Origin of the sequence: Aurantimonas marianensis (assembly GCF_024195285.1) — a bacterium.
GTDB lineage: Bacteria > Pseudomonadota > Alphaproteobacteria > Rhizobiales > Rhizobiaceae > Aurantimonas > Aurantimonas marianensis.
This window is the reverse complement of sequence record NZ_JALHBS010000103.1, coordinates 32038-44323: the sequence shown is the minus strand read 5'-3', so window position 1 is coordinate 44323 and position 12286 is coordinate 32038. Positions and strand designations below refer to the sequence as shown.

Annotated in this window: 13 protein-coding genes and 1 pseudogene; 11 read left to right on the top strand and 3 right to left on the bottom strand. The window is 66.0% G+C overall.

Annotation, left to right across the window (positions count from 1 at the left end; translation table 11 throughout):
* Positions 1–100 (top strand): annotated as a pseudogene (locus MJ956_RS19030) (amino acid ABC transporter ATP-binding protein); the annotation flags it as partial.
* Between the two features lie 92 nt (positions 101–192).
* Entirely contained in the window at positions 193–834 is a 642-nt protein-coding gene (locus MJ956_RS18930) for a hypothetical protein (protein WP_341482734.1), read from the top strand.
* A 142-nt stretch (positions 835–976) separates the two neighbouring features.
* On the opposite strand, the gene rpsP is transcribed toward MJ956_RS18930, so the two are convergent.
* Positions 977–1429: a 30S ribosomal protein S16 gene (gene rpsP, locus MJ956_RS16025; protein ID WP_253965444.1), complete on the bottom strand. Its 453-nt coding sequence runs from the start codon at positions 1427–1429 to the stop codon at positions 977–979.
* Between the two features lie 94 nt (positions 1430–1523).
* A complete protein-coding gene (ffh, locus tag MJ956_RS16020; protein WP_253965443.1) occupies positions 1524–3077 on the bottom strand; it encodes a signal recognition particle protein in 1554 nt (517 codons plus the stop codon).
* Positions 3078–3499: 422 nt separating this feature from the next.
* On the opposite strand from ffh, the gene MJ956_RS16015 reads away from it, so the two are divergent.
* The 9 genes from MJ956_RS16015 (at position 3500) to MJ956_RS15975 (ending at position 11669) form a co-directional block, all read left to right on the top strand.
* Entirely contained in the window at positions 3500–4588 is a 1089-nt protein-coding gene (locus MJ956_RS16015) for an endonuclease/exonuclease/phosphatase family protein (protein WP_253965442.1), read from the top strand.
* 132 nt (positions 4589–4720) lie between these two features.
* Positions 4721–5377, top strand: a complete 657-nt coding sequence (locus tag MJ956_RS16010; RefSeq protein ID WP_253965441.1) for a DUF1236 domain-containing protein — start codon at positions 4721–4723, stop codon at positions 5375–5377.
* Between the two features lie 91 nt (positions 5378–5468).
* Entirely contained in the window at positions 5469–5852 is a 384-nt protein-coding gene (locus MJ956_RS16005) for a hypothetical protein (RefSeq protein ID WP_253965440.1), read from the top strand.
* Between the two features lie 185 nt (positions 5853–6037).
* Entirely contained in the window at positions 6038–6952 is a 915-nt protein-coding gene (dapF, locus tag MJ956_RS16000; RefSeq protein ID WP_253965439.1) for a diaminopimelate epimerase, read from the top strand.
* Positions 6952–8247 (top strand): tRNA (N(6)-L-threonylcarbamoyladenosine(37)-C(2))-methylthiotransferase MtaB, encoded by a 1296-nt coding sequence (gene mtaB / locus MJ956_RS15995; RefSeq protein WP_253965438.1) that lies wholly within the window; start codon positions 6952–6954, stop codon positions 8245–8247. Before dapF ends, mtaB begins: the two co-directional genes overlap by 1 nt.
* A gap of 18 nt (positions 8248–8265) precedes the next feature.
* On the top strand, positions 8266–8586 hold the full coding sequence (locus tag MJ956_RS15990; RefSeq protein WP_206454697.1) for a hypothetical protein: 321 nt from the start codon (positions 8266–8268) through the stop codon (positions 8584–8586).
* Positions 8587–8648: 62 nt separating this feature from the next.
* Positions 8649–10025 carry a signal recognition particle-docking protein FtsY gene (ftsY, locus tag MJ956_RS15985; protein WP_256477914.1) on the top strand — a complete coding sequence of 459 codons (1377 nt, stop codon included), beginning with the start codon at positions 8649–8651 and terminating at the stop codon, positions 10023–10025.
* Positions 10026–10130: 105 nt separating this feature from the next.
* Positions 10131–10796, top strand: a complete 666-nt coding sequence (locus MJ956_RS15980; RefSeq protein WP_253965437.1) for a septation protein A — start codon at positions 10131–10133, stop codon at positions 10794–10796.
* Positions 10797–10883: 87 nt separating this feature from the next.
* Positions 10884–11669 carry a tellurite resistance TerB family protein gene (locus MJ956_RS15975; RefSeq protein WP_253965436.1) on the top strand — a complete coding sequence of 262 codons (786 nt, stop codon included), beginning with the start codon at positions 10884–10886 and terminating at the stop codon, positions 11667–11669.
* 3 nt (positions 11670–11672) lie between these two features.
* Here MJ956_RS15975 and MJ956_RS15970 read toward each other — a convergent pair whose 3' ends face one another.
* A complete protein-coding gene (locus MJ956_RS15970; protein WP_253965435.1) occupies positions 11673–12236 on the bottom strand; it encodes an NUDIX hydrolase in 564 nt (187 codons plus the stop codon).
* Positions 12237–12286: the final 50 nt, after the last annotated feature.

The following is a 12286-nucleotide window of genomic DNA, read 5'->3' as shown; positions in this document are numbered from 1 at the left end:
TTCGGGCAAGTCGACGTTAATCAAATGCGTCAACGGGCTTGAGCCGGTGCAGAAGGGCTCGATCACTGTGGACAATACCTCGTCGAGACGGCCCAGCAGCCCCGACTTGTCGCTGGCGCGGAAGAGTTCGAGCGTGTGCTCGTTGACGTCGACGACGCGGATTTCGCTCAGGCACCGGGTGACGAACTCCGGATGAACATCGACGAAGGTGCGGAAATCGACGACCCCCCGAGCGCGGATATCGTCGATCAGGGCTTTTACGGCGCTGAAGTCCTCGACCCAGAGCGAAATCGGCGAATGCTCGAAAAGCCCCCGCGCGAACGTTTCGCTGGCGATCAGCCGGCGCCGGCCTTCCTCGCGCTCGCTCACGTCCTCGGTGGCAATGAGAACGCAGCTCCAGTCGTCCTCGAAGCCGGGCAGGATGCGCGCCTTGAGCTGGACATCCAGACGGCGGCCCGACAGCGTATAGTTGACCGCGTAGCTGGTGAACGCGGTCTGTCCCTCCCACAGCTGGATCAGTTCCTCGCGGTGGCTGTCCAGCATGTCGCCGGAAAAGACCCGGTCGAGATTGGCGGCAAGATGGTCGAAGCTGTCGGCCTCGAACAGCGACAACGTGCAGGCGTTGACGGCGATGAGCTCGATTCGTCGCGCCGCGGTCTTCACGCGCTCCAAATCCTGTTCGAGATGCTCGCGGATCGAGGTGACCCCGGCCTCGCGCCATTCATCGAACAGTGCCTTGACGCCGCTGAAATCCTCGATCCACAGCGGAATCGGCGCAAGTTCGAACAGGCCCAGATCGCCCGTGGATTGGGCATTCCGGCAATCTATTCCTGAATCATCGTCGGACTGCCGCATCGTCGGACCTCGGTGACAACGGGTTCCGCCTCCTCGGAATGCGGTACGCTTGCACGAACGGCGCCAAAGGGCGCCGTTGCTCAGGTCGGATGATTACAGTCGAAACTTACCCGACGCAAACCTATGCGGCGGACTCTTCCGAACCGGCCTCGGGGGTTTCCTCAGCCGCAGCCTCCTCGGCCGGCGCGTTCTTGGCGGCTTCGGCATCGGCGGCTGCCTGCTCGGCCGCCGCCTTGGCGTCCTCCTCGCGCTGCACGCGCTCGGCTTCGCGCTCCTGCGCCTTCTTGCCCGGCTTGCCCTTCAGCGGATTGACGCGGGCGGGACGGTTGAGAATCCCGGCCTGATCGAGGAAGCGCATCACGCGATCCGTCGGCTGTGCGCCCTCGCCGAGCCAGTGCTTGATGCGCTCTTCGTTCAGCTTCACGCGCTCGGCGTCCTTCGGCAGCATCGGGTTCCATGAGCCGAGCTGCTCGACGAAGCGGCCATCGCGGGGGCTCCGGGCGTCCGCGACGACGACATGGTAATAAGGCCGCTTTTTCGAGCCGGCACGGGCGAGGCGCATTTTAAGGGGCATGTGGGTTTTCCTTCTTTTCGATGTCGGCCCGTTATCGGATGCCGGAGGTTGCTGTTCGAGGTATTCGCATGGTCGCGGCTTGGCCGCTGAAACCTTATTTCTTCTTGCCCGGCAGGCCGGGTAGCCCCGGGAAGCCTCCGCCGGAAAGGCCCGGCAATCCGCCGGGCGCGCCGAGACCGGGGGGGAGCCCGCCGCCCTGGGCGGCCTTCGCCATCGCTTCGAGCTGCTTGGGATCCATCTTCGACAGGTCCGGCATGCCGCCGGGCATACCGCCCATGCCGCCACCTGGACCGCCAAGGCCCATCTTGCCGGCAAGGCCGCCCATCATCTTGCCCATCATGCCGCCCTTGCCCTTGCCCATCGACTTCATCACGTCGGCCATCTGGCGGTGCATCTTCAACAGCTTGTTGATCTCAGCCGACGAGGTGCCGGAGCCGGCGGCGATGCGCTTCTTGCGGCTGTGCTTGAGAATGTCGGGGCGGGCGCGCTCGGCCGGGGTCATCGACGAAATCACGGCGAGCTGACGCTTCAGCATCTTATCGTCGAGACCGGCGGAGGCCATCTGGTCCTTCATCTTGCCCATGCCGGGCATCAGACCCATCATGCCGCCCATGCCGCCCATCTTCTGCATCTGGCGGATCTGGTCGGCGAGGTCGTTCAGATCGAACTTGCCCGACTGCATCTTCTTGGCCATCGCCGCGGCTTTTTCCGCGTCGATGTTCTCGGCCGCCTTTTCGACGAGGCTGACGATGTCGCCCATGCCGAGAATGCGATCGGCGATGCGCGAGGGATGGAAATCCTCCAGCGCGTCCATCTTCTCGCCGGTGCCGATCAGCTTGATCGGCTTGCCGGTAACGGCGCGCATGGACAGCGCGGCGCCGCCGCGTCCGTCGCCGTCGACGCGCGTGAGCACGATGCCGGTGATGCCGACGCGCTCGTCGAAGGAACGGGCGAGATTGACCGCGTCCTGACCGGTGAGCGAGTCGGCGACGAGGAGGATTTCGTGCGGCGTCGCCCGCGCCTTGATCTCCGCCATCTCGACCATCAGCGGCTCGTCGATATGGGTGCGGCCGGCCGTGTCGAGAATGACGACGTCGTAACCGCCGAGCTTGCCGGCCTGATGGGCTCTGGCGGCGATCTCCACCGGTCCCTGCCCCGCGATGATCGGCAGCGTCGCGACACCCGTCTGCTCGCCAAGAACCTTCAGTTGCTCCTGCGCGGCCGGCCGACGCGTGTCCAGCGAGGCCATCAGCACCTTCTTGCGCTGGCGCTCGGTCAGGCGCTTGGCGATCTTGCCGGTGGTGGTGGTCTTGCCCGAGCCCTGCAGGCCGACCATCATCACGACGACCGGTGCCGGCGCATTGAGGTCGATCGGAACCTGGTCCCGACCGAGCATTTCGATCAGTTCGTCATGGACGATCTTGACGACCATCTGGCCGGGCTTGATCGACTTCAGGATTTCGGCGCCGACGGCCTTTTCGCGCACCCGGTCGGTAAAGCCCCGCACCACTTCCAGCGCGACGTCGGCTTCGAGCAGCGCCCGGCCGGCCTCGCGCAGCGCCGCCCCCACATCCTTGTCGGAGAGCGCGCCGCGGCCGGTAAGACCGTTCAGGATGGACCCAAGGCGGTCCTGGAGCGAGTCGAACATCAAGCTTCCTTCCGTCCTTCCGAATTGCCCCGGAAGGTGGTGCGCATCGCCGGGGACCGCAAACCCTTCATGCCCAAAGCAAACGATGCTCAAAGCAAGAACGCATCCGCGGGCGAAACTCGCTGGCGGATGGTGACCTCCGCGCGGCTCCAAGAGGAGGGGCACGGTCGGCGGGTCGCGGACGGCATGTCGCGGATTTGCCCGGCAAGAACACCAACGCGCTCGAATTGTCAACCAAAGCGGGCCTGCACGAACCGGACCATGTCGGCGGGGCTGCGGGCCGCTTGAAGGGATGCCGCGGCGGCCTCCTTTCAGCGAGTGCCAACCATGCGCCCTTGTCCTATGCCGCTTCGGATACAAGTGCTCGACAACGGTCGGCTTGTTCCCGGCCGTCTACGGATCACTCCAATCGCGTTGAGGTCATGACGGCTGCCCTAATTCTGACCGCACTCACGATCTTTCTTCTTTTTGCGACTGGCATTTCCTTCGCCCGCATCGCGCACGGCTTCGTCCGGGTTTTTGCCTTTCCCCGGTTGCAATTCCTTGCACTGACGCTTGTCCTCGTGCCGCTGACCGTCTGGCTGGTCGAGCCCGTCTTGTGGATGTGGAGCTTGCTTGTCGGCCAGGCTATCGTCGTGGCGGTGCAGGTGGTTTCGATCGCGCAATTCACGCCGCTGCGCCGGCGCCAGTCCCAACTCTACGAGGGTGACCCGAACGGCAAGAACACCGTGTCGGTGCTTTCCTATAACGTCAAGATGTCCAATCGCGACCATGACAGGGCAATCAGCCTGGTTCGCGATGTCGATCCGGATATCGTGATCTTCATGGAGACCGACGGGAACTGGGCCGAGGCCCTTGAGCCGCTTCTCGAAGGGCGACCGCACGGCGTCTGGCATCCGCTGGACAACTCCTACGGTATGATCCTCATGTCCCGCCACCCGTTGGAGGACACCAAAGTGCAATATCTCGTCATGCAGGGCGTGCCCTCGATCATGACGACCGTCGTCCTGCCTGACGGGCAACGCTTTCGTCTTTACGGCGTCCATCCGGAGCCGCCGGTACCGCATGCGGATTCGGCCGGGCGCGATGCCGAGTTGCTCCAGGTGGCCGAACTCGTGAAGGAAAATCCGGCGCCCGCGATCGTCTGCGGCGATCTCAACGACGTCGCCTGGTCCCATACGACCCGGCTCTTTCAGCGGGTATCCGGGCTGCTCGATCCACGCGTCGGCCGCGGATTCTACAATACCTTCGACACCCGTTTCTGGTTCATGCGGTGGCCACTGGACCATCTGTTCCACGACGCCCGTTTCCAATTGGTCGCGATGAAGCGGCTGCCCGACATCGGATCCGATCATTATCCGATGTATTTCAAGCTGGCCCTGACGGCATCGGGCGAGGCCGCGGAAATGCCCGAGAGTGAAGATGCAGCAGATCGCGAGGAGTGCGCGGAGATCGAAAAAGACGCCCGCGCCCTCGACCGCGATGCGATCGGTACCGACTGGGAAAAATAACGCGGGCCCGAAATCCCGGATCCCCGGGGCGGTAGATCCGAAATTCGTTGCACGATGCAGCGGTTGGTCAGGAACAATTATCAATCTGCGACATTTTGACGAGCGAAGGGCACTCTCGTCAGGATTAAATTTATGAAAATTCGGCATATTTTCGCCACCGGCACCACCACCGCACTGGTCGCGCTGGCCATGCCCGCCTTCGCCCAGACAGCTGTAAAGGCGACCACCGATCTCAATGTCCGCGCAGGTCCCGGACCGAACTACGAGATCGTCGGTATGATTGCGAATGAAGCTAGCGCCACGGTCGAGGGCTGCATCGAAGGCGGATCCTGGTGCAAGGTGAACGTCGACGGCAAGGAAGGCTGGGCCTATTCGGACTATCTGACCGCCGACATGTCGGGTGAGCAGGTCGTCGTCACGACCCGCCGGCAGGAACTTTCCGTTCCGGTGGCGACCTATGAGAACGATGCGGGGGCGGGGCTCGCCGGCGCGACGACGGGCGCCGTCGCGGGAGCCATCGTCGGTGGCCCCATCGGCGCGGCGATCGGCGGAGCAGCCGGTCTTGCCGCGGGCGCCGTCATAGACCCGCCTGAGACCGCCGTAGCCTACGTCCGCTCGAACCAGGTCGATCCTGTCTATCTCGAGGGCGAAGCCGTCGTTGGCGCCAGCCTTCCCGAGACGGTCGAACTTCGTGAGATTCCGGATTACCAGTACCGTTATGTCTACGTGAACGGACAGCCAGTGCTCGTCGAAGCCGATACGCGCAAGGTCGTCTACGTCGTACGCTGACGGGCTGCCAACATCATTGGAGCGTCGAAACGTCGGCGCTCCTCCCCCGCCCGGCATGCAGGTTCGCCGCGGCCCAACAGGAGTAAATCACATGTCAGATCCACGCGACGTCCCGCCTCCGGGGGACAGGGTCCCGCCCCGCGAGGACCGAACCGTCATCGTCAACAATGATCGCGTCGACGGCCCGAGACGCGGCGGCAGCGGCGGCATGATCGCCGCGGCGGCTCTCATCCTCGTCCTCCTCGTCGGTGCGTTCTTCCTGTTCGGCGACGGCCTGTCGGGCGGTGGCGACGTGGGCGACAGCAGCAGCACCAGCGTCACCGTCGACACGCCTGACGTGAACGTCGAGGCACCCGCCGCCGAGAGCAACGCGGCCCCGGCCGCCCCGGAGGCACCGGCGGCGGCTCCGGAAGCCCCGGCCGAGACGACCGCGCCGGAAGCCCCCGCGGCCACCGAGCCGGCTCCGGCCAACTAAGAGCGAAGCGGTCGGTTCCGGGCTCGCAGTGCGTGAGGCCGAACCGGGGCGTGGCGGTGGACAGTCTTTCTCCGTCACGTCCCACCGATCGTTTTTCGACACGTGTCAGGCTTCGCGCCTTCGGCCGCGAGGGGCACTCTCGCGGCCTCCTTTCATTTGTCACCATGATCGGCCATATAGCCGCCATGACCGAGAGCGCCGGCACTGCCGCCGAGCCCACCATCGCCTTCGCGCGAATGAACGGGCTCGGCAACGAGATCATCGTCGCCGATCTGCGCGGCACGAATGCCCGCATTTCGGCCGGTGGTGCGCGCGCGCTCGCCGCCGATCCCGCGACCCGCTTCGACCAGATCATGGCGATCCACGATCCCAGGACTGCCGGCACGGACGCCCACATCCGGATCATCAATCGCGACGGCTCCGAGGCCGAAGCCTGTGGCAACGGCACACGCTGCGTCGCGCAGGCGCTCGGCGTCGAGACCGGCCGCACCGATTTCACTTTCGAGACCCGCGCCGGCATCCTGACCGCAAGCGAGCGGCCGGACGGGTTGATTTCCGTCGACATGGGCAAGCCACGCTTCGGCTGGCGGGACATCCCGCTGGCCGAGGCGTTCCACGACACGCGCGCTATCGAACTGCAGATCGGCCCGATCGACGCGCCGGTGCTGCATTCGCCCTCGGCCGTTTCCATGGGCAATCCCCATGTGATCTTCTGGATCGACCGCGACGTCTGGAGCTACGACCTCGACCGCTTCGGCCCGATTCTCGAGAACCATCCGATCTTCCCCGAACGGGCCAATATCTCGATCGCTCAGGTGACCAGTCCGGACGCATTGACGTTGCGGACCTGGGAGCGCGGCGTCGGCCTGACGAAGGCCTGCGGCTCGGCCGCCTGCGCCGCCGCCGTCTCGGCCGCACGCACAGAGCGGACCGGGCGGATGGTGACGGTGACCGTCCCCGGCGGCGATCTTCTGCTCGAGTGGCGCGACGACGACCATGTGGTCATGACCGGCCCCGCGATGTGGGAATGGTCAGGCCGCCTCGACCCGGCGACGGGCGCCTATGTCCGCGACGACCAGACCGCAGTGGAACCCGCCTGATGGGCGTCGATGTCGTTTCCTTCGGCTGCCGGCTGAACACCTACGAGGCCGAGGTGATGAAGCGCGAGGCGCTGGCAGCCGGCCTCGGCAAGGACGACGGGGGCGCGATCGTCTTCAACACCTGCGCCGTCACCGCCGAGGCGGTGCGTCAGGCCCGCCAGCAAATCCGCCGGGCAAGACGCGACAACCCGCGGGCCCGCATCGTCGTCACCGGCTGCGCGGCGCAGACCGAACCGGGCCGCTTCGCCGAGATGGCCGAAGTCGACGCCGTGATCGGCAATGACGACAAGCTGGTCGCCGCATCCTACCGCGCCCTGCCCGATTTCGGTGTGGCGAACGAGGAAAAAATTCGCGTCAACGACATCATGAGCGTTACCGAGACCGCCGGCCACATGATCGACGCGATCGAGGGCCGCGCCCGCGCCATCGTTCAGGTCCAGAATGGCTGTGACCATCGCTGCACCTTCTGCATCATCCCCTTCGGACGCGGCAATTCGCGCTCGGTGCCGATGGGCGCGGCCGTCGACCAGGTAAAGCGCCTCGTCGCCGGCGGCTACAATGAGGTGGTCCTGTCGGGCGTCGACATGACCAGCTGGGGCGTCGACCTGCCCGGCCGGCCAAGGCTCGGCGACCTCGTCCAGGCGATCCTGCGCCATGCGCCGGACCTGAAGCGGCTGCGGCTCTCCTCGATCGATTCCATCGAGGCCGACCCGGCGCTGATCGAGGCGATCGGCTCGGAAAGGCGGCTGATGCCGCATCTGCACCTGTCGCTGCAGGCCGGCGACGACATGATCCTGAAACGGATGAAGCGCCGACATTCCCGCGACGACGCGATCCGCTTCTGCGCCGCCATGCGCGCGGCCCGACCGGACATCGTCTATGGCGCCGACATCATCGGGGGCTTTCCGACCGAGACCGACGCCATGTTCGATAACTCGCTGAAGCTCGTCGAGGAGTGCGGTCTGACCCACCTCCATGTCTTTCCGTTCTCGCCACGAGAGGGCACACCGGCGGCGCGTATGCCGCAACTGCCGCGCTCCCTCGTCAAGGAGCGTGCGGCGCGGCTGCGCGAGGCCGGCGACGCGGCCCATGCCGCGCACCTTGCCCGCCTCGTCGGCACGGCACAGAGCGTGCTCGTCGAACGGGACGGCATCGGCCGCTGCGAGGATTTCACCCTCTGTCATGTCGACGCCGGGCTCCCCGGCCAGCTTGTCGACACTATCATCGCGCAGGAACGCGACGGGCGGCTTTCCGCCCGCGTCGTTCAGCCCCGAAAAGGGGCGAACCGGGTTTGAAGAGAAACGATCTGACACATGGCTGAACAAAAAGGTTTCTTCCGGCGCATCTTCTCCTTCGGTTCCGACCGCGAGGAAGACCGCGTTCCCGAGCACGGCGAACTGCCGCGGCCTTCCGATACCGAAGTCGGCCGCGCCGGATCGCCGGACCCGGACATGCATCCGGAGGCGGCGGCGAGTTCCGTCGCCGACGGCGAGGCCGGTGCGGCGCTCGATGAGGGAGGCGGCATCACGCCACTCGCCGAAGGCGCGGAAAAACGCCCCACGGACGACCCGGCGGACGCTTCGATCGGCCATGAAGCGAGCGCGGCTCAAAAAAAAACTCCGAAATCCTCCTAGGGCAAACGGCGGGCGAACAAGCCGAACCGGCTGAAGCCGACGACGGCGCGGATTTCTCCTGGCTGGAGGCGCCGGAGCCGATCGAATCGGCGGAAGCGACGGCGGAGAGCCCCGACTTCTCGTTTCTGGAACAGCCGATTCCTCCCGAGGACGAGACACCGCCGCCCGTCGCGGGCGAACGGCGGGAAGCCTCCGAGGCCGCGGACGCGGCGGCCCCCGCCGTGGGGCCGGCCTCCGAAGACGATCATCTGGACGGGCATGGCGAAGACCTGCCCGACGAGGAGGCGGATTTTTCCTGGCTCGACGCGGAGCTGCCGCCGGACGACGACGCCGCGCTCGAGACGTCCGAGCGGATCGACCCCGCCTTCGACGAGGCACCCGAACCCCGCACCGACGCGCCGCTCCCTTCCCCGCCCCAGCAGCCCGTCACCGCCCGCCCGCCGGTGGACCCCGAGGCCGGCTTTCGGCTTCGCGAACAGGCGACCCCGGCCGCGCCCGCCCCCGAAGTAACGGCGCCCTGGCTGCAACGCCTGCGCCAGGGGCTGTCGCGCTCGTCCAACCAGCTTTCCGGTTCGATCGGCTCGATCTTTACCAAGCGCCGCCTCGACGAGGAGACGCTGCAGGATTTCGAGGACGTGCTGATCCAGGCCGATCTCGGCGTCGAGACGGCGCTGCGCATCACCGACCGCTTGTCGGAAGGCCGCTTCGGCCGCGAGATCGCCAGTCAGGAAGTCCGCTCGATCCTTGCCGACGAAATCGAGAAAACGCTGGCGCCGGTGGCGATGCCGCTGGAGCTCGATCTGGAGAAGAAGCCGCACGTCATTCTCGTGGTCGGCGTCAACGGCACCGGCAAGACCACGACGATCGGCAAGCTGGCGGCGAAACTCAGCCGTGCCGGGCTCAAGGTGACGCTGTGCGCAGGCGACACGTTCCGGGCGGCGGCCGTCGAGCAGTTGAAGATCTGGGGCGAGCGCACCGGCTCCGAAGTCGTCGCCAAGGCGATCGGCGCCGATGCGGCGGGGCTGGCCTTCGAGGCCTATGACCGAGCGGTGGAGAATGATTCCGACGTCCTGATCATCGATACGGCCGGCCGGCTGCAGAACAAGAGCGAGCTGATGGCGGAACTGGAAAAGATCATCCGGGTGCTGGGCAAGCGCGAGCCGGACGCGCCGCACACGGTGCTGTTGACCCTCGACGCGACCACCGGCCAGAACGCCCTCAACCAGGTCGAGATCTTCAGGAATGTCGCCGGCGTCAACGGGCTGGTGATGACCAAGCTCGACGGCACGGCACGGGGCGGCATCCTCGTCGCCATCGCCGCCAAGCACAAGCTGCCGGTCTATTTCGTCGGCGTCGGCGAGGGCATCGACGATCTCGAACCGTTCAAGGCCAGGGACTTCGCCAGTGCCATCGCGGGGACGGCGCCGGCGACGCCCTGATGGGGCCAGCCAGCACTAAAGATCGGCAAGTTTCTGGTGGTTGCGGCCCGGCGGCCTATCATTTGCCGCGATCCCGCCCGATATGAGGGCGAACACGGAGTACCCATGACCGACCACATCATCGAAGAAGAACCGAATTCCCCCGACCGCAGGGAGATGAACCCGCTCCTGAAATTCGCGCTGGAGCTCGGGCCGCTCTTGGTCTTCTTCTTCGCCAATTCGCGCGGCGAGCAGATCGCCGACGCCTTCCCGGCGCTGCAGGAACTGGGCGGCCCGCTGTTCGTCGCGACGGCGCTGTTCATGGCGGCGATGGCGATCTCGCTGAGCGTCTCCTGGGCGATCACCCGGACGCTGCCGATCATGCCGCTGGTCTCCGGCGCGGTGGTGCTGGTCTTCGGCACGCTGACCCTGTGGCTGCAGGACGAGACCTTCATCAAGATGAAGCCGACCATCGTCAACGGCCTGTTCGCGGCTGTCCTCCTCGGCGGGCTCGTCTTCGGCAAATCGCTGCTCGGCTACGTCTTCGACCAGGCCTTCAAGCTCGACGCCGAGGGCTGGCGCAAGCTGACCTTTCGCTGGGGCCTGTTCTTCGTCTTCCTCGCCATCCTCAACGAGGTGGTCTGGCGATCGTTCTCGACGGATTTCTGGGTCGCTTTCAAGGTTTGGGGCACGATGCCGATCACCATCCTGTTCATGATGGCGCAGTTCCCGCTGATCAAGCGGCACGCGACCGAGCCACTGGTCAAGGAGCACGTAGCCGCGAAGAAGTGACGCCGCCCCCTGGGGGGCGCCGTGCGCCATTGCGATGCCGGATCACCATCCCGATATCGGAGCCAGCAGCAACAAGGATCCGATGTCATGGATGTGCAGAAGCTTCTCGGTGAATTTCTCGGCCAAGGTGAAAGCCGCCGGCAGGGTTACGGACAAGACCGGCGCGCCGGCGCCGGTCTCGGCGGCTCGAACACCGGGGGTTCCGTCGTCGATCAGATCGGCGGCATGTTGTCCGGCAAGGGCGGGTCGGCGCTGACCGGCGCGCTCGTCGGCGGCCTTGCGTCGAGCCTGTTTCGGGGCAAGGGCGTCCGCAAGCTCGGCAGTTCGGCCTTGAAACTCGGTGGCGCGGCGCTCGTGGCCGGCCTCGCCTACAAGGCCTATCAGAATTACCAGGCGAACAACGCTTCCGCCGGCGCGCTGCCGAACGCCGCGCCGACGCCGGTTTCCGGGGCGCAGCCCATCCCGGCTGGCGAAATACCCGCCCCCGAGGGCACCGCTTTCCTGCCGAAGGGCGAGGAGGACCGGCGGGCGGGCCTGATGCTGTCGGCGATGATCGCCGCGGCCAAGGCCGACGGCTATATCGACGCCGATGAACAGCAGGCGATCTTCGGGCGCATCGACGAACTCGGGCTGGACGCCGAGGAAAAAGGCTTCGTCATCGACGAGATGCGTCGGCCGCTGTCCGTAGGCGAACTCGCATCGCGCGCGACAAGCCCGGAAATCGCCATGGAAATCTACACCGCCTCGGTCCTCGCCATCGATCCGGACCACCCGGCCGAGCAAGCCTATCTCGATCATCTCGCGGCACGGCTGGAACTTCCGGCGGAGCTGACGGCGGAAATTCGCCGCACGGCGCGCGACGTGCAGGAATAGCCGTCAGAACTCGCCGGCCTTCAAGGTACGCCCATCGGGCATGATGTTGCCGGTGGCGCCATCGGGATTGCCGAACGGCACCGGCGGCGCCCCCGCTTCCGCCTCGCGGTCGTGGTTGAGCGCCCAGTGGACCGAGGGAAAGGCCAGTTCGTCCCACGGAATGACATCGAAGGCGAACAGATCCACGGCCTGGCTTTCCGGTCCCGCCGCGATGGTCGCCTCGGCGAGCCGCGCCCGGTAGATGAGCTGCACCTGGCTGATCCGCGGCACGGCGTAGACGGCGAGCAGCCGCTCGATCACGAGCGCCGCCTCGGCCTCCTCCCGCGCCTCGCGGCGGGCGCCGTCCTCGGGCGTCTCGTTCAATTCCAGATAGCCGGCCGGGATCGTCCAGAACCCCTTGCGCGGCTCGATCGCCCGCTTGCAAAGCAGGATCCTGCCGTCGTGGCGGACCACCGATCCGACGACGATCTTGCGGTTTTCGTAGGCGACGAAACCACATGTGTCGCAAATCTTGCGCGGCAGGGCGTCGTCTTCGGGCGTACGGAGGGAGAAGGAGGGCTCGGTCATTTGGTCACAGATGATCTCGGCGGTCGTTCGAACCGGCAACGCACGAAAGA

What these genes read in the sequence shown, in the direction of transcription:
- dapF (WP_253965439.1), top strand. Translation starts at nt 6,038, where the DNA reads ATGACCGAGAGCGCCGGCACTGCCGCCGAGCCCACCATCGCCTTCGCG.
- MJ956_RS15990 (WP_206454697.1), top strand. Translation starts at nt 8,266, where the DNA reads ATGGCTGAACAAAAAGGTTTCTTCCGGCGCATCTTCTCCTTCGGTTCC.
- MJ956_RS18930 (WP_341482734.1), top strand. Translation starts at nt 193, where the DNA reads ATGAACATCGACGAAGGTGCGGAAATCGACGACCCCCCGAGCGCGGAT.
- MJ956_RS15980 (WP_253965437.1), top strand. Translation starts at nt 10,131, where the DNA reads ATGACCGACCACATCATCGAAGAAGAACCGAATTCCCCCGACCGCAGG.
- MJ956_RS16010 (WP_253965441.1), top strand. Translation starts at nt 4,721, where the DNA reads ATGAAAATTCGGCATATTTTCGCCACCGGCACCACCACCGCACTGGTC.
- MJ956_RS16005 (WP_253965440.1), top strand. Translation starts at nt 5,469, where the DNA reads ATGTCAGATCCACGCGACGTCCCGCCTCCGGGGGACAGGGTCCCGCCC.
- ffh (WP_253965443.1), bottom strand. Translation starts at nt 3,077, where the DNA reads ATGTTCGACTCGCTCCAGGACCGCCTTGGGTCCATCCTGAACGGTCTT.
- MJ956_RS16015 (WP_253965442.1), top strand. Translation starts at nt 3,500, where the DNA reads ATGACGGCTGCCCTAATTCTGACCGCACTCACGATCTTTCTTCTTTTT.
- rpsP (WP_253965444.1), bottom strand. Translation starts at nt 1,429, where the DNA reads ATGCCCCTTAAAATGCGCCTCGCCCGTGCCGGCTCGAAAAAGCGGCCT.
- MJ956_RS15975 (WP_253965436.1), top strand. Translation starts at nt 10,884, where the DNA reads ATGGATGTGCAGAAGCTTCTCGGTGAATTTCTCGGCCAAGGTGAAAGC.
- mtaB (WP_253965438.1), top strand. Translation starts at nt 6,952, where the DNA reads ATGGGCGTCGATGTCGTTTCCTTCGGCTGCCGGCTGAACACCTACGAG.
- MJ956_RS15970 (WP_253965435.1), bottom strand. Translation starts at nt 12,236, where the DNA reads ATGACCGAGCCCTCCTTCTCCCTCCGTACGCCCGAAGACGACGCCCTG.